Genomic DNA, 18,412 nt, shown 5'->3' with positions numbered 1-18,412 from the left:
ATCTTTTAAAATTAAATTGTACACAATTAAATTGAGCGTACATTTGTACTGTTAATTTACTTCAACGTAAAATCATGAAGTTTAATAATCGCCAAGTAGTTTAATTTAAAAACAAAAAGAAAAATGTCATTAATAGAAAATTTAAACTGGAGACATGCAGTAAAAGCTTATGATCCGACCAAAAAAGTATCACAGGAAGACCTTAATACGATTTTAGAATCAGCAAGACTGGCTCCTACTTCATCGGGATTGCAGCCCTTCAGAATTATTGTTGTGGAAAACCAGGAGCTGAAAGAAAAAATGGTAGCAGGAGCTTTAAACCCTGAAGTAATGAGAGACTCTTCTCACGTTTTGGTCTTTGCAGCATGGGACAGTTATTCTAATGAAAAAATTGACAAAGTTTACGATTATCACACGGATGTAAGAGACCTTCCGAGAGGACGTTTTGGGAGCTATACCGATAAAATAAAAGAAATATACGGTGCACAGACTCCCGAAGAGCATTTTGCACACACTGCACGCCAGACTTATATCGCTTTAGGAATTGCCCTTGCGCAGGCTGCAGAGCTTAAAATCGACAGTACACCGGCAGAAGGATTCAGCAATGAGGTGGTAGATGAAGTACTGGGACTAAAAGAACTGGGATTAAAAAGTGTAAGCCTTTTATATCTTGGATACCGTGACGAAGCGAATGACTGGCTTTCTACTATGAAAAAAGTCAGAATTCCAATGGATGAATTTATCATAAAAAAGTAATACCTTCATCGAATCTTTCGTACTCAAACATTATGGAAAACCCGAAAACACCCAAGCTGGAAAATCAGATTTGCTTTCCGCTATATGTCATTGCCAAAGAGATTACGGGGCTTTACCGTCCATTTCTTGATGAACTCGGCATTACATATCCTCAGTATCTTGTGATGATGATATTATGGGATGGTGACGGGCTTACGGTAACCCATATCGGAGAAAAACTGTTTCTGGACAGTGGTACTTTAACACCTCTCCTTAAAAGACTGGAGTCTAAAGGATTTATTATCCGCAAAAGAAAAAAAGAGGACGAAAGAGTGGTTGAAGTATTTTTAGACGAAGCCGGGAAAAAGCTTCAGCAGAAGGCTTGTGAGATTCCGGGAAAAATCCAGGAAAAACTGGGAATACAACCGGAAGAGCTGCTGCATCTTAAAGACACCGTGTTAAAAATATTAAACAAAATAGAAAATAAATGAAAACGTTATATACAACTCAGGTCACTGCTCAGGGAGGAAGAAACGGCCATGTAAAAAGTGAAAACGGAGTGCTGGATCTTGATGTTAGAATGCCAAAAGCTTTAGGAGGAGCCAATGATGATTTTGCCAATCCTGAAATGCTTTTTGCAGCAGGATATTCCGCATGTTTCGACAGTGCTCTGAACAGAGTGATCAGTCTTTCTAAAGTAAAGACAGGAGAAACAACGGTAACCGCTCAGGTAAGCATAGGTCAGCTTGAGAATGGTGGTTTCGGACTGGCTGCAGAACTGGATGTTAACATTCCCGGAGTTTCTCTTGAAGAAGCGCAGGCGTTGACAGAAAAGGCACACCAGATCTGTCCTTATTCTAATGCGACCAGAAATAATATGGAGGTGAAACTTTCAGTCACCAACAACGATTAATCCAATTTTTTTAAGCATAGTTATAACGAAAGGAGCTGTTTCCGTGGAAACAGCTCCTTTTTTTATTTTCCCACAGATTTCTCAGATGGGCACAGATGATTGAGAATATTTTTTATGTATATAATGCTCAAGAATTTCACTCGTCATTCATCATTCATCATTACCTTCTGTCCTTCATGACATCACTTTTCTGATAGGCATCTACCTTTTTATAAGAATCGTTTTTCTCCTTTTCTTTTTTGTCTGAAATCAGAATTCCGAAAAGATGGTCGATTTCATGCTGGAAAATCACCGCAGTAAAACCTTCTACGATTTCTGAATATTTCTGTCCTTTCAAATCCACATATTCCAGTTGGATAACTTTGCTTCTGTAAAACTGATCTCTGAAATCAGGAATAGATAAATCGCCTTCAGGACCGAGGTTCTGAAGATCAGATCTCCAAACAATTACTGGATTAATAAAATATTCCAACGGAGTTCCTTCTTTATCAAAACGCTGCACCCAGATAATCTTTCTGTTGATTCCCACCTGTGGAGCTGCTATGCCTACTCCTCCATCTGTTGAAATAAGGGATTCTTTCATTCTTTTTACCAGAACAGCGGTGTTAGGATCAAGAGGATCTGCTTCTGAAGAAATACTCAGCAAGGTTTTATGCTGATTGGCATCTGTTGTCTGATAGATAGGCAACGCCCTATTAACATCTCCCTGATTGATGATGGAAAGCTCATTGGAAGTAAGTTTTTGTGCATTGAACAGCCCGATAAAAAAGATCAGCAGGATAGAGATTTTTTTCATATGTTTTTGAATCTGATACAAAGGTAAATATTGTGGAGTAAAAATGATTAAAAGGTATTCAATAATTATGTTTAGGCTAAAGCCAATGGAAGTTGATATAAAAAATAAACGGGCTAAAGCCCGTTTCTATTGAATATTTTTCACTCTAACTGTTGAAAGTTTAAAAAGTCTTTGTCATATCCGCAGGGATAATAAGATTGAAATCTGTCGGGATATAATCTTTGGCAGGAACTTTCAGTTCAGAATCGTCTGATTCAAAAACGGAGATAACTGCCATTTTCAGATTGGGATTTTTCTGTTTGATGTACCAATAAATTCCACCAAATTCTTTGCTGTGATAGTTTCCATTGTAGTGGATAAAGGTCTTTCCGGCCTGGTAATTTTTCAGGATAGATTCCGCCATTGTAGCGTCTTTTGTAGCCTGAGCTGAAATGAAATTCATCACTTTTGTTCCTTCTGCATGATCTCCCATCATTTTTTTCATCTCAGGATATCCCGGAGTGTCTAACGTTACTTTAATTGGCAACTGGGCAATGTAGGTTTTCTCTTTTTCGCTTAATTTATTTAAGGACTCAAGACCTTCTTTTGCAGTCTGAGAGGCATATCTCCTTGGAATATTGGTTGCAATGAAATTCAGTTTTTTATCCTTGGCAAAATCTACCAAAGGTTTGTAATCTGTTGCATAATTGTTCCATAAACGGGCAGAATCTTTGAATGTTTTAGCATCAAATTTCCCATTTAAATACTGATCCAGCTGCGCCTGATTGTCCCTTTCAAACATTTCTGCTCCTAAGATCAGCTGACCGTTCTTTTTCGCAAACAAAGCTTCCGTAATTTTAAGCTGAAGCCAGTGATTGATAGAACTGTTATGATTTTCACCAAAAAAGACCACATCATAATCTGCCAGTTCTTTTACCAGCTTTTCTGTCTTTACTTCTTTTCCTTTTTTATCATAAAACTGATATGCTTTTAAGTCCTGTGCCTTCAATGCACAGACACCGGCAAGCAGTATCGCTATGAAAATATTTTTCATTTTATTTATATTTAGTCACAAATTACACAAATATTCCGGCACTTGCAGATCGTTTCATAAAAAAGACCGCTTTGAATTTTACAAACAAAACGGTCTCATTCAAATCATCTAATTATTATTTCTCTAAAGCTGCTACAAGATCCTTCCATTCCTGAAGCTCAGGAATTCCAGGCTTTCTTTTTCCGAAGAACTGAACGATAAAGTCACCTTCTTTGTTGAATACTTCGATAGCGGTTACTTCTCCGTCTTCAGTAGGTTTTTTAACGATCCATGCTTCTGCAATTTTCGTTACATCAAGATGTAAGTTGAAATCAGGATCCATCACGTTGAACCATTGCTGATGCCAAAGTGTTTTCTTCACATTTCCTGTGTGGATCTGGATAATTCCTCTGTTTCCAACGAAAACCATGATCGGAGTATTCTTTTCAGAAGCATCTTCAAGGATGTTGACTACTTTAGCATTATCGATTTTCTTAGCAAATCCTTCCGGAGCCAATCGTAAAGCCTGTGTTCTGCTTACGCCGTATTTTCTTGTCATCATGAAAAAATCATGAGTGTCTTTCAGTTCTGTCCATGCTTTTTTGAAGCCTTCCACATCAATATCTGAATCTGCTTTTTCCGCCTGTTTTGGAGCTGCTGCTTCAAACGCAAGCACCTGATTCTGATCTTCTGATTTGAATTTTTCTACAATCACATCGAAAGCAGCTTCATTACTGTCTTTCGTCAGATAAATTTTGTGAAGTGCCAATCCGTCTTTTCCGAAAAACTGAAGACTTTTCTTATCACCTTCCAGTACAGCAAAAGCAAATTTCCAATGGTTAAGGAAAATTCTGAGATCAATATCTTCCCCCACAAAAAGCTGTGCATGAGGACTGCTGAAATCTCCGTTCAGGTAAGTCCCTTTTCTTTCATGAACACATTCATCATTACGGGTAAGAGCCATTACTTTTCCAAGCTGCTCAGCATCTGTAAGGATTCCGTGAAAATCCGGGTTCAGGACAGTAACTCCTTCACCAATGCTTGTTGCCAATAATTCTGCCTCACTTACTCCTAACTGTGCTGCTGCATTTCTTATTCTGATATGTGGATTTTCTGCTTTCAGAGCTTCCCATTTTTGCTTTAAATCATTAACTAATGTGCTCATTACTTTACTTTTTTATGGTTAAAATTGTATAAATTCTTCGTAGGGTTTCGTTTCCTGTTTTACTTTTTATTTCTTCTTCTCTTTCTGAAGTTTTCATTCTCTTAAAATGACTTTTTGAGATCAGTTCTTCCATTTCGCTGTTGCTGTACAAGGTAAAATCATATTCCGTAAACGGTAGTTTTTCCATGAATTCTTTTTGTCCGAATGTCAGAACGAATGTTCCGTCATCTTTTAGAATCATGCAGATCTCGTTTAAGAATTCCACCGGATTTTCCCAGAAATAGACTGTGTTTACGGTAAATATTTTATCAAAAGTTTCATCCTGAAAAGGAAGCTTTTTCCCTTCATACAAAACAAATTCTGTCTGATTTTCAAATTCTTTATTGAGCCTTTTGGCTTCATTGTGCATGGTTTCAGAAATATCAATCCCTGTATATCTGAGGTTTTTGGCAAGGCTCATGATACTTTTCAGGTGTGCGGCATTCCCGTGTCCTATTTCAAGGATTTGCTGGCCGTCATCTATCGAAAGTGTTCTGATCGTTTCTAATGTCATGCTGATATTCGTGGCATTCATCATTTCACCGATCTCAATGCCTTTTTCTCCCTGAGGATTGGCAAGATTCTGAGCGAGGATTTTAAGTTCTTCTTTTTCCATGGTTATCCAAAAATGATCATTGGGTTATTGGTAATAGGATGTCCGCAGATGGTACAGGGAAAGTTATAAGCATTGCTGATATTTTCTTCAGTAAAAACTTCCTGTGGAGTTCCATAGGCGGAAACCTGTCCTGATTTCATTAATAAAATCTTATCTGCAAACCGGGCAGCAAGGTTCAGATCATGTAAAACAACAATGGCACTGTTGGCTTTTTTTGTGAAATTTTTGATAATTTCCAATGCTTTGTACTGATGTTTTATATCTAAATTATTCAAAGGTTCATCCAGAAAAACCACCTTATGGGTGATATCATTTTCAAGCTGTGCCATCACTCTTGATAGATGTACGCGCTGCTTTTCTCCTCCTGAAAGGGTGTTGTATTCTCTTTCTTTGAGATGAAAAATATCGGTTTCGTACATCATTGCATTCATGGCTTCCAGGTCTTCTTTTCCGGGCTGGGCATCGAAATAGGGATACCTTCCCATCATGATCACGTCTTTCACCTCAAGCGGAATATCATTGCTGTTATGCTGTGAAAACTTTGCTTTGTGTTTTGAAAGTTCCTGGATATTCCATTCTTTAATTGGTTTATTTTTAAACAAAACCTTGTTATTGAGAGATTTTACCTCATCCGCCAATACACTCAGAAGACTTGATTTTCCTGCTCCGTTCGGTCCCACAATGGCGAGAAATTCACCGTATTCCAGAGAGACATCTACTCCATCCAGAATCCTGAATTCTTTGTGTTTATAATTTATCTGGTGTGCCTTGATCATTACAGTGATTTTTTAAATTTAACCAAAATAGCGATAAAAACAGGACCTCCCATTAAGGCTGTCAAAATTCCGATCGGCAGTTCTGAAGGAGCTACAATACTTCTGCTGAAGGTATCTGCCATCAGTAACAAAATACTTCCGCATATTGCTGATAAAGGCAAAATAAAAGCATAATTGGATTTGAATAAAAGCCTTAAAATATAAGGTACAATAAGACCTACAAAACCAATTGTTCCTGAGAATGCCACGCAGGTTCCCACCATTAAAGCCACGGTGATAATGATCTGCTTTTTCAGTCTTTCCACATTGATTCCCAGATGCTGTGCATCTTTTTCTCCCAGCATCATTGCATTTAAGGCTTTTCCTTTGGGTAATAAAATGATGTAGGCGATGGTGATCACAATGGCGAGAATGATATTCTTCGTCCATGTTGCTGCGGCAAGGCTTCCCAGATTCCAGAAAGTAAGATCTCTGAGCTGTTCATCTTTTGAAATATAGATCAAAAATCCGGTTATCGAAAACCCGATAGCTGTAATGGCAACTCCGGTAAGCAGCATCATCACTACATTGGTTTTCCCTCCGCTTGTTGAAATTCTGTACACCAGCATCATGGATAAGAAAGAACCGATAAAAGCGGCTATTCCTACCAGTGAAAATTGTACAGCTTCAGGAAGATATTCTTTGAAATGTCCTCCTAAAACAATCGCAATGGCCGCCAGCAAGGTTGCTCCTGAGGTAAGTCCTATTAAATCTCCCGTTGCCAGAGGATTCCTGAAAAGCCCCTGAAGACTCGTTCCTGAAACCGACAACATGCTTCCTACTAAAATGGCCATGATTATTCTGGCTGCTCTTACGTCCCAGATCACATATTTATCACTCAATGATAAACCGGAATCTCCTTTTATCAATTGCCACAGCGCCCTGAACGGAGAGTTTTCTCCGAAATCATAAACTCCTGTATTAAGAGACAGCACTGCTATAATGATAAGCAGTACCGCACTTATAATAAGATAAAAGTATAGTTTACTTCGTGCTTTCAATTAAAAGTTTGTTTAATCCTACTGCTGCTTCTCCTACTCTTGGTCCAAAACCTGATACTAAACCTCCGTCCATCGCAATAATTTTCTTATTTTTACCTGCATTGGTCTGAGATACTCCCGGCATTTTTAGCGCTCCTTCGTTTCCTCCCGCACCCTGTAAACCGGTTTCGAAGAAGAATAATACATCAGGATTAGCTTTTACAACGGCTTCCGGGGTCAATGGTTTGAAATCTTCAAAATCTGACACTGCATTTTCTCCGCCTGCAAGGGCGATCAATGAAGCCATTGGCGTGTTTTTACCGCTTACCATCAGCATGTTTCCTCTGGCATAGATGAACAGTACTTTCGGCTTTTTAGCAATAGGCTGTACCTGCTTCAGGTCAGCATCAATTTTATCGTTTAATTTCTGATAGTCTGTATTTCCGATTGCTTTTGCTACCTGCTCTATCAGTTTTTTAGTTCCTTCAACTGTGTATTCCTGTTTAAAAACTTCAGTTTTAATCCCTGAAGATTTAATTTTCCCCATTAATTCAGGATTGATATCTTTATCAGAAGCAAGAATCAATGTTGGGTTTACCGCCATGATCGGCTCAATCGTCATGGATCTCATGTGTCCTAAATCTTTAGCGGTAGCTTTTAAAGAAGCAGGGTAAGTACTTGTAACATCAGTTCCTACGATTTCTTTTTCGTGGCCTAAAGCAGCTACGATTTCAGTAATTCCCCCGTTTAGTGTTACTATTTTATTATTGGTTTTCGGTGCTTCAGAAGAAGCTTCTGTAGTATTTTCTTTTGCTCCTGCCTCTGCTTTTTTGCATGAGTATACTGCTACAAGAACAGAAGCTGCAAGGATGAATTTTTTCATGATCTACTATTATTTGATTATTTATAAAGGTTCAAATTCAAAATTGGTGTACCCTCTTTCTCCTTTTGTGTTTTTCATGGTATTGAATCTCAGCTTGAAATAAAAACCTTCAGCATCTTTCAATACAAAGAAACGGTCTGCATACACGAAAGGCACAGGATTGGATGCTGTACCGGTAGTGGTTCTCCATTTATCACCAATCGCTCTCTGGTCATTGAAAACAAATTTTGCAGGTTCTACATCTTTCAGTTTAAATGCATTGTAAGCAGCATCAAGACTTCCTGTAACTGTCACCTGATAAGCTCCTACTCCATTAAGGGTATTGGTTGTTACAAAATCCGCATAAAAATAGCTTCCTGCACTGGTTGCAGGTCCCATGAACACTTCATTGGTAAACGTTGTGAAGGCCAGATCCCATTTTTTCTTCTTAGGCTGAATTTTTACAGGTGTTCCTGTTTTCAGGTTGAAGAACGAGAAGCTGTATTCTGTATCTTTGGTAATGATATATTCTTTTACGTCTGCTTCTGCTGCATTCACGTCAGCATAGCGTATTTTGTATCCATTCTGAGCTCTCAGTATCTGAATTTTTTTCCATCCTCTCGGATCTCCGGACAGAGAAACGGAACCTGCCCCGATATTGGCTGCAGAAGGTATTTCTCTTCCCAGATTGATCAGATATACAGGATTATCGGCATCATTTTCTTTGATGGCATCAATCCCTGAAGTCTGATTCAGGAAGTCACCATTAGGATTGTCAACATATTTCATATTGGCAGCATCAAATGTTCCTACCTGAGCAATGTCTTTCAGACTTGATATATCAGCTTCTTTTACTTTACTGATATCTGAAGCGTTCGGTATTTTGATCACTGTCATGGCAAGAGAGCTATTCATAATCACTCTGTACGCATCACCGCTATAAAAACCAAGATCCCAGTCTGTTCTGTTATTGACAGCCGGATTGGTATAATCACTTAAATCAATCCAGACCTGATTAGGTTCTGTAGGACCACCAATTTGCACACTTACTTCAGATCCTGTCATAGGAGAAACCGAAACCGGATCTTCATCAGCAGAAAGACAAGACTGTGTAGCAGCCATGATAGAAAGAACAGATACTATTTTTAAATACTTCATAATCGTAACTTATTATTTAAAATTGAAACATTAATCGGGCAAAATAGCTTCTGCCATAATATAAATTAACAAACCCATTCGCCGCTGTATGAGCTGAACCTGCCATCGCTGTAGAGTTTAGTCTTGTTACATCGAATATATTTTTTACCCCTGCAGAAATTTCAAAATGCTTATTCCAGAAAGGCTGGCTCACAATGAAATCCATCATATGAAAACTATCCACTTTCCCAAGGCGGAATCCGCTCGCTCCATCTGACACATACATTCTGTCCGGACCCGTGAATTTGTAATAAAGGGCAAAATTGGTATCGGTACTTTTCAGTTTATAAGTTGCTGAAGCTCCCGCCTGTACCAGATACTGGAAATCTGTAGGGGAAGAAGATTTCAAATCATTCACGGATACCGATGTTCCGTTTACAGATCCCCTTAAAGACAGGGCAAACCGATCTTTTCTGAAATCTATATTAGTGGAGAATAGTAGATTTTTATACGTATCAAGATTCATGTATTTGTAGGTAGAAGGTTCTTTTACCATCACCATTTCAATCCTGTCACGTACATCCAGATATAATGCATCTACTCCGTATGCGATTGTCCATCCGTTATCTGCTGAAAAATTCTGGTTCCAGAAAAGGCCTGCAGAAAAACCTTTTTCAGGATGTAAATCCGGATTTCCCTGTACATCATGATTAAGGTTCACAAAATACGTGTACAGTTCATCATATTTCGGGAAACGGTTGGCTGATCCTGCAATTGCCCGGAGATTTGAATTTTCAGAAGTTTTATATCTTGCTGATAACGAATAGTTGTACTGATTATTAAAGTTTTCACTGAGGGAAAGTCTTACTCCAGGTCTTAAAGAGAATTTGTCTGAAACATTCCATTCTGCAGAAAGGAAATTGGAATAGGTAAAGATCTTTCTTTTTACCGCTTCACCAAAGAAGTCTCCGGCAATTAAAGCGGCATAACCATTGGTGTAGTCTAATTCATACCCCAACTGGAAATCAAAAACTTTACTATCCAGGAAGTTGCTGAACATCCCTCTTGAGTAGATGACATCTGTTTTATAATAAGACTTTTCGTCCTGACGACTCTTTATTTGTCTGTTCGGAATATCGTAATTATAGTCGTAATATTTCCTGTCCTGGTTCTGGTAGGAAAAATCCCCCATGTATCGGATATGTCCCAGATTAGTTTGAATATTGAACTGATGAATCCAGCGGTCTGTGTTGTATCTTCTGTCTCTGCTTTCGTAGGCAACCCCGCCTAATCCGTCATTAAGAGGATTTCTGTTGACCTCCGGATTATAGAAATTGAATTTTTCGTTAAGATATGTCAACTTGTAAAAGAATGTGGTTTTGTTTTTTGTATATCTCAACAATGCAGAGGCATCATACTGATCTTTCGGATTCCATTCATACCCTCTTTGGTTATCCTGTCCGAAATATTTGTAACCTTTGCTTTCCCCTTCGTATCCCATAAACTGATTATGATTGAAATTGATGCTGGCAAACCATTCATTGCTGATATTATAATCTACATTAAGGTTCTGAATATGCCTTCCGTTTCCTTTTTTCTTAAGATCATAGCTGTCTCTCACTGTTTCTTCCTGCAATGAGCCTCTTACACTGATCTTCTTTGTATTGGTTTTCTTGGTAATAATGTTGATTACTCCTGCAACAGCTCCGTTTCCATATTCAACCCCCATGCTTCCTTTTACAATTTCAATTCTTTCGATATTGCTTAGGGTAATTTTGGTAAGGTCTATATTACTTCCCAGTCCTGTATCCCCTACTACCGGAATATTGTCTATAAGGATCTTTACATAATCACCGTTAAGTCCCATGATATTGGCCGTGGAATTTCCTGAACGCGTATCCGGAGTGATCTGTATATTAAGACTTTGATTTAAAACCTCGGCAACATTCGTTGCTGCCATATTTTTAATCTGCTCAGCATCAATAACATCAACCTTATAGATGGATTTGTTAATGGACTGCTGCATGTACTGTCCTGTAATAACAACTTCTTCAATTTTCTTTTGATAAAGAGAATCCTTTTCTTGCGCATTCATCCATAAGGCCACGGATAATGATAGAACGGAAAGCACTTTCTTCTTCATAAGGGTACAAATTTTCGACAAATATAAAACTTTATTTAGACTCATTAAAAATAATTATATATTTTTGTGTAATAATTCTAAATAAAAATAATCTTATGAAATTACAATTACTTTTAGGAACTCTGATATTTACAGCCTTAACGGCTAATGCTCAGGTATCTAACATCAATGAAAATTTCAACAATTTTACAGCAGGGAATACTACTTTCCCACAGTCTGGATGGTCTGCCATCGTTGCACCCATAACCGGTGAGTTTCCTCCTGTACCTCCAAGAATGATTGTAGCAGGAGATTCTAACAGATTTGTCCAGTCGTATGCAGGAAACAACGCAACAGGTTCTTCTTATCTGATTACTCCACAGATTGAAACTCCAACAGGAAATAAAACTTTAACTTTTGACACTACATTAGTGTCTCCATCTCCTGGTCCTGGAAGCATTCAGGTAGGCGTAGCGTCTAATCCTGCAGATATGTCAACTTTCGTTCCTGTAGGAAGCCCTGTTAATGTATCGGTTATTGGCACAGTTCAGAATATCAGTGTGAATATTCCGGCATCCACAGATTCATACATTGTATTTAAGTTCACTCCTACCGCTACTCACGTAGCCATTCAGGTAGATAATGTCGTTTATAATACCACTGCTTCTTTAGGTATATCAGACAACAATAAATCCACAGAAAATTTCAGGTTTGCCTTAAATTCTGATCAGTCAGCCTTAGAATTTATTATTAAAAAAGATCCTAAAAACATTCAGATCTATTCTGCAGCGGGACAAAAAGCAGCTGAAGGCAAGCTGACCGGACAAAGATTTGATATCAGCACCCTTCAATCTGGTGTATATTACATGAATATTGAAACTGCGGAAGGAAAAACAATCCAGTCAAAATTCATCAAAAAATAAGGTTTATCAGACTATTATTTGCCTTTTTTAAAGCCGGTAGGAAAATCTTACCGGCTTTTTCTTTACTCTAATTTTGTTATGCATTGGTATGATTACAATAAAAACACGATAAAAATCATGTTTTTATTTAGACTGATTAAAAATAATTATATATTTTTGTGGAATCATTCTAAATAAGGATTTAAAAAATAAATTATGAAAACAAAACTATTATTGGCTTCAGTATTCGCAATGTCTGTTCAGCAGACTGTTTTGGCGCAGACTGATGCATTGGGATATTCACAGGTAAACATGACTATGGGAAGCGGATATCAAAACCGAGTGTTTGTAAACCTTGCAGATGGTAATATGATTTCTCAGCCAGCCAATACGTGGGATATTGCTTTTTACAGAAACTCAAACTACGCATTCGGATCCAGAGTTAATGATACTAAAGATATTGAAGTGTACACCGCCTCCACCAATTTAGCCGATTGGGATAATATCAGCATCAGCAATGAAGCTTCATGGGGAGCCCCTCTTTATAATCCGGATCAGACCACTGACTGGAGTCAGGGAGCTTTCGAGCAGGGGCCAGTGACCTCTCCAAATCCTAATATCCCTTCAACAGGATGGGGAGTTTACAACCCAATGAATCACCATATTCAGGGGAAAGCTATTTTTGTTTTAAAATATGCTTCAGGAGCTTATATTAAGTTTGCTATTGAAGATGCCTTTGCAGGATATACTTTCAGATATTCAAAATGGAATGGTACTTCATGGGGAGCTACGGAAACAAGAACGCTTGCTAACGGTACAGATGATTCTTATTTCAACTATTTCTCTTTTGATAGCGGAGCAAAAGTTCCTAATCTGGAGCCTTCCAGAACAGCATGGGATTTTGTATTCACAAAATATTATACATTCTATATGGGAGTACAGATGTACCCACTTTCCGGAGCGATCCAGAGTCCAACCGTAAAAGTAGCAATGGTACAGCCTGAAACACAGCAAACAGCAGCCAATTCTATTCCTGCCAGTACAAGTTTCTCTTCAGCTATTACTACTGTAGGACATTCATGGAAAGGAATCGGTACAGTAAAAAGTGATGTTGTATACTACGTTAAAAAAGGAAACGACTATTACAGAATGTATTTCACTACCAATGGTGGAGCCAGTACAGGAAATATGTATTTCAAATACAAAAAGATCACGGAAACGTTAGGAATTACTGAAGTAGGAAAAAAAGCTTCCTTCGGTATTTATCCTAATCCGGCTACCGCGGATAAAAAAGTAACGGTTCTTTTTGATGTTAAAGAAAAAGCAGGGAATAAGGGAAATGTAGAGGTTTATGATCTTACCGGGAAAAAGGTATATTCAGATGAACTTACGAACCAGGCAGGTTTCTATAAGCAGGACCTGAATCTTTCTACGCTCCCTTCAGGAAATTATCTTGTAAAAATTACTTACGGTGGCTATTCGGAGACGAAAAAGCTTATCGTAAAATAAACTTTCTATTTTAATACTTTCTATTTTTTCTAATAAAAGGGCGGTTTCAGATTCTTGAAACCGCCTTTTATCTTTTCTCTATGTCTTAGTATATCTTAAATCCTTTATAAACTTCCACTGAGCTTTCCATGATTTTGGATGCATCTTTACGGAAATCTAAAAGGTGATCCTGACCGTTATGCCTGTTGTGATGCTCAACACTTTCCCAAAGCTCGATCAGGAAGAAAGTTCCTTTATTATCTTTATCTTCAATAAGATCGTACTGCAGGCAGCCTTCCTCTTTTCTTGTTTCTTTCACAAGATTCTGAAACAGCTCTACAGCGTCCATCAGATAATTTTCATTAAACTTAAAAAGTGCAATGATATGTAAATTCATGTTCTAATATTTAGTGATGTAAAAGTAAAATATTTTCAAAGCCGAATATCTTTTTAACCCTTTTATTTTTCCACACCACGCATAATTTTTAATTAAAAACTGATTTATAAATAGTTATAGAACTCATTACGATCACCAAAGTTCCGATAATCACAAACATTTTTTTGACGGGAAGCTTAGCAGTAAGCATTGCGGAAAAAGGAGCGGTAATGATTCCGCCAATCAAAAGTCCCAGAATGATATTCCAATGCTGGATTCCCAGGGTCAGGAAAAAAGTGATGGCAGCTGTTAAAGTAAGAATAAATTTGGCTACTGTGGAACTTCCTACGGCAAATCTTGGAGTGAATGCATTTTTAATCAGTGTTCCGGTTACCAAAGGTCCCCAGCCTCCACCAGCAAAAGAATCTATAAAACCTCCTATCACACCCAGTCTGGTCAGGTTGGTTTTTCTTTTCAGGGCTTTACTCTGTTTTTCTTTAAATACATTTGATAAAATCTGGAATCCAAGGTATAAAGTGTAAAAAGCAATGAATGTTTTAGTTACTTTCGCATAATATTCTCCAAGATAAGTAAGGCTTACAGCTCCAATGACAGCTCCAATTACAGCTGGAATAGCGAGTTTCTTTACCAGGCTTTTGCTTACATTCTTCAATTTGATGTGGCTGAGACTTCCTGCAGCAGTGGTGAAACTTTCTGCAGAATGAATACTTGCACTTACAATATGCGGCGGAATATTGAGAAGCATAAGCGTTGTAGTACAGATGACACCATACCCCATTCCCATAGAACCTGCAACAATTTCTGCAAAAACACCTACCAGAAGCATCCAGTAAAAAATATAATGATCTTTGGCCAGAATACCCTGCAATTCTTCCAGATATCCCAGTTCGTACATTGAAAAAACAACAATGGACAGAATAGCAGCCGTCACAAAAAGCACATTCAACCTTACCTGAATTTTTCTTGAAATCACCATATCACAAAACCGTTTTAATCCATATTGTCTCATCATCAGCATGATTGACAACAAAGGCATGTAATGACAATCTGTTTTCTGTAGTTCTTTGCGAGGAAATTTTTCCGGATATAATACATTCAGCCACTGAATGCACTTCAGTACTAGAGGGCGTAAGCTTTTGTAATGGGTTTACCTCTTCTTTTGAAATCATAGTTTATTCATTTGAAGTAGTGCAAATATCTGATAAAATATTTATCCTACAAAACAAGTAGACTATTAATTCAAAAAAAAAGGACCGGGTTAATCTACCAGATCCATTAAAGTTTTTTTCTCAAGAATATTCAGGGAAGCATCGCGAACCTCTATCAGCACATCATGAAGCCCGCAATGATCTTCATTGCAGTCATCACATTTTTCATAGAAATTCAAACTTACACAGGGAAGCATGGCAATAGGACCATTGACAAGACGAATGATCTTCGCCAGTTTCACATTTTCCGGATTTTCTTTGAAAAAGTATCCTCCACCCTTTCCTTTTTTACTGTCGAGGATGTCCGCTTTTTTCAATTCAAGAAGGATGTTTTCCAAAAACTTTAAAGGAATCTTTTTATGTTCCGCAATTTCAGAAATAAGAATCGGACCTTCATTTCTTTTTTCTACAAGATATGAAAGCGCCTTAAACGCATATTGAGATTTTTTTGAAAGCATTAAAGCAAAAATACGAAAATTGTTTAATATTTGAAAAAGGACAGGAAATCTACATCATAAAAGGGTAAAAAGGTATGTTTGTTTATCCGTAATTTTACGGTTTTAGATACCACAATATTGCCTTTCTCCTATTAAATCATTATGTTTGCGATATGTTCAGCAAACAAGAAGCACAGCAACTAAAAAAGGAATTTTGGACAGCTTTTGGAAGATCATTTCCGAGGAAATGGATTCTTTACGATACCAAAATCAAGGACATGGCATTTAAATTTTCTGCCGACAAAAAAAAAGCAGAAGTTTCTCTGGATATCGAAATGAAAGATGAAATCTTCCGAAATGCCTACTACGAAAAGATCTGGTCTCTGGAAGATATTTTAAAAGATTTTATCGGAGATTTTCAAAAAGAAGAATATTTTACTCTTGAAAACGGCAAGATAATCAGCAGAATATGGGTTGAAAAACATAATATCTCCATTTTTAATAAAAATACATGGCAAGAAATTTTTGAATTTTTTGTGGACAAAATGGACGGTTTCGAAAGGTTTTATTACGAATACGAGGATTTTATAAAGGACATATAGAATACTTACGAAATAAATACTACTTCATACTTCAAGTTAAGATAAAAAGAAAACTTATCTTTGCCACACCACTTAAGCTAATAGATGAAATAAACTAACATGATTAAAAATGAGAAAAGTGTACAAAAACATTTTTGGAGAGATTATTTCCAAAAGTAAAGCTGTGAAGCTGAGCGAATATCATCTGTATTATTATGAGGAAGGTTCTGATTTCCTGAAAGAAATTGAATTTATCAACGAAGACAGTGTTTACAACATCAATTATTTTCTAAGTGACCGGGAAGACGAGGCAAAGGTAGTGGATTATCTTAAAGAAAAATCTGACTTTTTTGATATCGAAAAAAAAGAAACTGCCGATGGCTTTATTATTTCTACCAATAAATTATATTCTTTATCTGTAGATGATCTGCCCCTCATTTCTAAAACCGTTTTCAAAACAGACGATCCTGAAAACTTCATCTGTTCACAGGTAATTGATAACGAAACCCATCAGCCACAGCTTGAAAGAACCATAAAATGCTGGTATACCAACGACGAAAACGGAGAAAAATATGCCGCTATAGAATGCAGCTATCAGGAAGACGGAAAACTGGAACTGGCGGTAGACAAAACCCCTGATCCTGATCATGAAGAAAACTGGATTCATTATGATTATGATACTTTCCAGGATCTTCAGGCACAGATTTCCACTGACATCAGTTATTACAAAACTGCGGCCTTACTCCCGAAGGAAGCTTACCAGCAGTAATTTATTTACATGTTTTATACAACACTCATATCAAAATTATGAAAGGGAAGAGCTTAATTTTTGCAAATGGCAATAATTGAGTTCTGAATAAAGATCAAAAAAAATAATAAAGACTGTTTCCGGTGCTGGAAACAGTCTTTCTCTTTTCTGTAACAAAACCAGTGATCAGAATCATTTCCAAAATAGGTTTAAAACCTTGTTCCATTTTATTATATTTGTACAAAGACACAAATATAAAAGTCGTTATGGAAAAGCTAAAGAATCTAAGAAAGCAAAGAGGCTACACACAAGAATATATGTCTAAAATAATATCCACAGATGTCTCCAATTATTCCCGAAAAGAGAATGATGAAGTACGAATATATGATGATGAATGGGAAAAGCTTGCTAAAGCGCTTGATGTTCCTGTAGAAGATATCAAAGAAGAAAGAAAAACAGCTATTGTCCATAATAATCATGACAATACTACTTTTAACGATAATGCAGGAAGCTATTTCAACAACTTCCACAGTATTCCGGATTCCATTGTAGAAAATTTGCAGAGCTATATTAAAGTTTTGGAAGAGCAGGTGGGAGCTTTGAAGGAAGAGAATAAAAAACTGAAGTCTAGATAAAGCTTTATAATAAATTTATTTTCTAATGGAAGATGAAGACCACATTTTTGAAATAGAGAACAGTATAGTTTTAACTATTCCAACTGATATTAAACAAATAACAGAAGGTGTTCGCGAATCATTTTATTATTTAGACGGTTTAATTAATCTAGATTCAATATATAGAGGCATAAATCAAAATGATAGCTTAAATATTAAAGCTAAAAATATTGAATTTAAAAAAAACCTACAAGAACTAGAAGAAGGTTTATATTTTTCAGATCCTGAAAACAGTTTGGCAACATTCTCAGATTATGATCAATTAAAAAACTAATAAAATCGTATATACTTTTGAAAGAAAAAGTAGATAAGTTTCAGTTGGATATTTTAGAGAAAGTAATGGATTCTTCATATAAAACTCTAAAGTCAATTACAGAAAAGAAGCCATATTTAGAAAGCTATAGTGCACAAATATATTCTTCATTTTTAATAAAGTCTGCATTTTTACATTCATCTGCTGAAAATAAAACTATAACATATTTTTTAATTCAGCATGAGGAAAAATTTGAAAAAAACGTCAATCCATATGATAAGTATGAAAACATTACAGTAAATGATTATTCATACAATTTATATAGAGAAAGGGTAAAATTTGAAAGTATTTCTGAACAATTATTTAAACTAATTTTTTCTGTTCAAGAAATTGACGAAAAAAGAGCTTTAGATAGTTTGGTTAATAAACAATATAGTTTTAATAAACAAGTAGTAATATTAACATACGTAATTACATTCTTGACAATTGTAATGACACTGGCTACTATTTATCCAATTTACAAAAAATAGAA

Annotated in this window: 22 protein-coding genes; 10 read left to right on the top strand and 12 right to left on the bottom strand. The window is 36.7% G+C overall.

Features of this window, described 5'->3' with window-relative positions; all coding sequences use genetic code 11:
* Nucleotides 1–123: 123 nt before the first annotated feature.
* From EK417_RS07360 to EK417_RS07350, 3 genes are read left to right on the top strand one after another with little or no spacing between them, the layout of a single operon-like run.
* Nucleotides 124–756 carry an NAD(P)H-dependent oxidoreductase gene (locus EK417_RS07360; protein ID WP_062670959.1) on the top strand — a complete coding sequence of 211 codons (633 nt, stop codon included), beginning with the start codon at nucleotides 124–126 and terminating at the stop codon, nucleotides 754–756.
* A gap of 32 nt (nucleotides 757–788) precedes the next feature.
* Entirely contained in the window at nucleotides 789–1,226 is a 438-nt protein-coding gene (locus EK417_RS07355; protein WP_076597074.1) for a MarR family winged helix-turn-helix transcriptional regulator, read from the top strand.
* Nucleotides 1,223–1,648 carry an organic hydroperoxide resistance protein gene (locus EK417_RS07350; protein WP_136521770.1) on the top strand — a complete coding sequence of 142 codons (426 nt, stop codon included), beginning with the start codon at nucleotides 1,223–1,225 and terminating at the stop codon, nucleotides 1,646–1,648. Before EK417_RS07355 ends, EK417_RS07350 begins: the two co-directional genes overlap by 4 nt.
* 160 nt (nucleotides 1,649–1,808) lie before the next feature.
* On the opposite strand, the gene EK417_RS07345 is transcribed toward EK417_RS07350, so the two are convergent.
* The 9 genes from EK417_RS07345 to EK417_RS07305 all read right to left on the bottom strand — a co-directional run bounded on the left by EK417_RS07345 (nucleotide 1,809) and on the right by EK417_RS07305 (nucleotide 11,213).
* Nucleotides 1,809–2,444, bottom strand: coding sequence for a peptide deformylase (locus EK417_RS07345; protein WP_136521769.1), 636 nt, complete (start codon nucleotides 2,442–2,444; stop codon nucleotides 1,809–1,811).
* A 160-nt stretch (nucleotides 2,445–2,604) separates the two neighbouring features.
* Nucleotides 2,605–3,477: a ChaN family lipoprotein gene (locus tag EK417_RS07340; RefSeq protein WP_136521768.1), complete on the bottom strand. Its 873-nt coding sequence runs from the start codon at nucleotides 3,475–3,477 to the stop codon at nucleotides 2,605–2,607.
* Nucleotides 3,478–3,592: 115 nt separating this feature from the next.
* Entirely contained in the window at nucleotides 3,593–4,621 is a 1,029-nt protein-coding gene (locus tag EK417_RS07335) for a hemin-degrading factor (protein ID WP_136521767.1), read from the bottom strand.
* Nucleotides 4,622–4,625: 4 nt separating this feature from the next.
* A complete protein-coding gene (locus EK417_RS07330; RefSeq protein WP_136521766.1) occupies nucleotides 4,626–5,276 on the bottom strand; it encodes a class I SAM-dependent methyltransferase in 651 nt (216 codons plus the stop codon).
* Between the two features lie 2 nt (nucleotides 5,277–5,278).
* Complete coding sequence (locus EK417_RS07325) at nucleotides 5,279–6,052, bottom strand: heme ABC transporter ATP-binding protein (protein ID WP_076597081.1); 774 nt, start codon at nucleotides 6,050–6,052, stop codon at nucleotides 5,279–5,281.
* On the bottom strand, nucleotides 6,052–7,092 hold the full coding sequence (locus EK417_RS07320; protein WP_076597082.1) for a FecCD family ABC transporter permease: 1,041 nt from the start codon (nucleotides 7,090–7,092) through the stop codon (nucleotides 6,052–6,054). The genes EK417_RS07325 and EK417_RS07320 overlap by 1 nt, the downstream gene beginning before the upstream one ends.
* Nucleotides 7,076–7,954 carry a heme/hemin ABC transporter substrate-binding protein gene (locus EK417_RS07315; protein ID WP_136521765.1) on the bottom strand — a complete coding sequence of 293 codons (879 nt, stop codon included), beginning with the start codon at nucleotides 7,952–7,954 and terminating at the stop codon, nucleotides 7,076–7,078. The genes EK417_RS07320 and EK417_RS07315 overlap by 17 nt, the downstream gene beginning before the upstream one ends.
* Nucleotides 7,955–7,975: 21 nt before the next feature.
* Entirely contained in the window at nucleotides 7,976–9,091 is a 1,116-nt protein-coding gene (locus EK417_RS07310; protein ID WP_228457908.1) for an HmuY family protein, read from the bottom strand.
* Nucleotides 9,092–9,107: 16 nt separating this feature from the next.
* Nucleotides 9,108–11,213, bottom strand: coding sequence for a TonB-dependent receptor plug domain-containing protein (locus EK417_RS07305; protein WP_136521763.1), 2,106 nt, complete (start codon nucleotides 11,211–11,213; stop codon nucleotides 9,108–9,110).
* Between the two features lie 95 nt (nucleotides 11,214–11,308).
* Here EK417_RS07305 and EK417_RS07300 point away from each other — a divergent pair, with 95 nt between their 5' ends.
* Together EK417_RS07300 and EK417_RS07295 are read left to right on the top strand one after the other, a co-directional pair.
* Nucleotides 11,309–12,115, top strand: a complete 807-nt coding sequence (locus tag EK417_RS07300) for a T9SS-dependent choice-of-anchor J family protein (RefSeq protein WP_136521762.1) — start codon at nucleotides 11,309–11,311, stop codon at nucleotides 12,113–12,115.
* 195 nt (nucleotides 12,116–12,310) lie between these two features.
* Entirely contained in the window at nucleotides 12,311–13,603 is a 1,293-nt protein-coding gene (locus tag EK417_RS07295; RefSeq protein ID WP_136521761.1) for a T9SS type A sorting domain-containing protein, read from the top strand.
* Nucleotides 13,604–13,688: 85 nt separating this feature from the next.
* On the opposite strand, the gene EK417_RS07290 is transcribed toward EK417_RS07295, so the two are convergent.
* The 3 genes from EK417_RS07290 to EK417_RS07280 form a co-directional block, all read right to left on the bottom strand.
* Nucleotides 13,689–13,979: a putative quinol monooxygenase gene (locus EK417_RS07290; RefSeq protein WP_034696070.1), complete on the bottom strand. Its 291-nt coding sequence runs from the start codon at nucleotides 13,977–13,979 to the stop codon at nucleotides 13,689–13,691.
* A gap of 88 nt (nucleotides 13,980–14,067) precedes the next feature.
* Nucleotides 14,068–15,015, bottom strand: coding sequence for a sulfite exporter TauE/SafE family protein (locus EK417_RS07285; RefSeq protein WP_228457907.1), 948 nt, complete (start codon nucleotides 15,013–15,015; stop codon nucleotides 14,068–14,070).
* Nucleotides 15,016–15,237: 222 nt separating this feature from the next.
* Nucleotides 15,238–15,645, bottom strand: coding sequence for an RrF2 family transcriptional regulator (locus EK417_RS07280; protein WP_076597090.1), 408 nt, complete (start codon nucleotides 15,643–15,645; stop codon nucleotides 15,238–15,240).
* 152 nt (nucleotides 15,646–15,797) lie between these two features.
* Between EK417_RS07280 and EK417_RS07275 the strand changes: the two genes are divergently transcribed.
* The 5 genes from EK417_RS07275 (at nucleotide 15,798) to EK417_RS07255 (ending at nucleotide 18,410) form a co-directional block, all read left to right on the top strand.
* Nucleotides 15,798–16,226 carry a DUF4268 domain-containing protein gene (locus tag EK417_RS07275; RefSeq protein WP_110367337.1) on the top strand — a complete coding sequence of 143 codons (429 nt, stop codon included), beginning with the start codon at nucleotides 15,798–15,800 and terminating at the stop codon, nucleotides 16,224–16,226.
* A 109-nt stretch (nucleotides 16,227–16,335) separates the two neighbouring features.
* Nucleotides 16,336–16,974 (top strand): hypothetical protein, encoded by a 639-nt coding sequence (locus EK417_RS07270; protein ID WP_076597092.1) that lies wholly within the window; start codon nucleotides 16,336–16,338, stop codon nucleotides 16,972–16,974.
* Between the two features lie 245 nt (nucleotides 16,975–17,219).
* A complete protein-coding gene (locus EK417_RS07265) occupies nucleotides 17,220–17,588 on the top strand; it encodes a helix-turn-helix domain-containing protein (RefSeq protein WP_136521760.1) in 369 nt (122 codons plus the stop codon).
* A gap of 25 nt (nucleotides 17,589–17,613) precedes the next feature.
* Nucleotides 17,614–17,901 carry a hypothetical protein gene (locus tag EK417_RS07260; RefSeq protein ID WP_136521759.1) on the top strand — a complete coding sequence of 96 codons (288 nt, stop codon included), beginning with the start codon at nucleotides 17,614–17,616 and terminating at the stop codon, nucleotides 17,899–17,901.
* Nucleotides 17,902–17,918: 17 nt separating this feature from the next.
* Nucleotides 17,919–18,410 carry a hypothetical protein gene (locus EK417_RS07255; protein WP_136521758.1) on the top strand — a complete coding sequence of 164 codons (492 nt, stop codon included), beginning with the start codon at nucleotides 17,919–17,921 and terminating at the stop codon, nucleotides 18,408–18,410.
* Nucleotides 18,411–18,412 lie beyond the last annotated feature (2 nt).

Origin of the sequence: Chryseobacterium candidae, assembly GCF_004916905.1 — a bacterium.
In the GTDB taxonomy this organism is placed as follows: domain Bacteria; phylum Bacteroidota; class Bacteroidia; order Flavobacteriales; family Weeksellaceae; genus Chryseobacterium; species Chryseobacterium candidae.
The sequence above is the reverse complement of the archived record's forward strand: the minus strand, read 5'-3'. Positions and strand labels throughout refer to the sequence as shown.

What these genes read in the sequence shown, in the direction of transcription:
- EK417_RS07270 (WP_076597092.1), top strand. Translation starts at nt 16,336, where the DNA reads ATGAGAAAAGTGTACAAAAACATTTTTGGAGAGATTATTTCCAAAAGT.
- EK417_RS07340 (WP_136521768.1), bottom strand. Translation starts at nt 3,477, where the DNA reads ATGAAAAATATTTTCATAGCGATACTGCTTGCCGGTGTCTGTGCATTG.
- EK417_RS07300 (WP_136521762.1), top strand. Translation starts at nt 11,309, where the DNA reads ATGAAATTACAATTACTTTTAGGAACTCTGATATTTACAGCCTTAACG.
- EK417_RS07355 (WP_076597074.1), top strand. Translation starts at nt 789, where the DNA reads ATGGAAAACCCGAAAACACCCAAGCTGGAAAATCAGATTTGCTTTCCG.
- EK417_RS07330 (WP_136521766.1), bottom strand. Translation starts at nt 5,276, where the DNA reads ATGGAAAAAGAAGAACTTAAAATCCTCGCTCAGAATCTTGCCAATCCT.
- EK417_RS07315 (WP_136521765.1), bottom strand. Translation starts at nt 7,954, where the DNA reads ATGAAAAAATTCATCCTTGCAGCTTCTGTTCTTGTAGCAGTATACTCA.
- EK417_RS07335 (WP_136521767.1), bottom strand. Translation starts at nt 4,621, where the DNA reads ATGAGCACATTAGTTAATGATTTAAAGCAAAAATGGGAAGCTCTGAAA.
- EK417_RS07275 (WP_110367337.1), top strand. Translation starts at nt 15,798, where the DNA reads ATGTTCAGCAAACAAGAAGCACAGCAACTAAAAAAGGAATTTTGGACA.
- EK417_RS07345 (WP_136521769.1), bottom strand. Translation starts at nt 2,444, where the DNA reads ATGAAAAAAATCTCTATCCTGCTGATCTTTTTTATCGGGCTGTTCAAT.
- EK417_RS07350 (WP_136521770.1), top strand. Translation starts at nt 1,223, where the DNA reads ATGAAAACGTTATATACAACTCAGGTCACTGCTCAGGGAGGAAGAAAC.
- EK417_RS07290 (WP_034696070.1), bottom strand. Translation starts at nt 13,979, where the DNA reads ATGAATTTACATATCATTGCACTTTTTAAGTTTAATGAAAATTATCTG.
- EK417_RS07295 (WP_136521761.1), top strand. Translation starts at nt 12,311, where the DNA reads ATGAAAACAAAACTATTATTGGCTTCAGTATTCGCAATGTCTGTTCAG.
- EK417_RS07260 (WP_136521759.1), top strand. Translation starts at nt 17,614, where the DNA reads ATGGAAGATGAAGACCACATTTTTGAAATAGAGAACAGTATAGTTTTA.
- EK417_RS07280 (WP_076597090.1), bottom strand. Translation starts at nt 15,645, where the DNA reads ATGCTTTCAAAAAAATCTCAATATGCGTTTAAGGCGCTTTCATATCTT.
- EK417_RS07310 (WP_228457908.1), bottom strand. Translation starts at nt 9,091, where the DNA reads ATGAAGTATTTAAAAATAGTATCTGTTCTTTCTATCATGGCTGCTACA.
- EK417_RS07325 (WP_076597081.1), bottom strand. Translation starts at nt 6,052, where the DNA reads ATGATCAAGGCACACCAGATAAATTATAAACACAAAGAATTCAGGATT.
- EK417_RS07360 (WP_062670959.1), top strand. Translation starts at nt 124, where the DNA reads ATGTCATTAATAGAAAATTTAAACTGGAGACATGCAGTAAAAGCTTAT.
- EK417_RS07305 (WP_136521763.1), bottom strand. Translation starts at nt 11,213, where the DNA reads ATGAAGAAGAAAGTGCTTTCCGTTCTATCATTATCCGTGGCCTTATGG.
- EK417_RS07265 (WP_136521760.1), top strand. Translation starts at nt 17,220, where the DNA reads ATGGAAAAGCTAAAGAATCTAAGAAAGCAAAGAGGCTACACACAAGAA.
- EK417_RS07285 (WP_228457907.1), bottom strand. Translation starts at nt 15,015, where the DNA reads ATGCCTTTGTTGTCAATCATGCTGATGATGAGACAATATGGATTAAAA.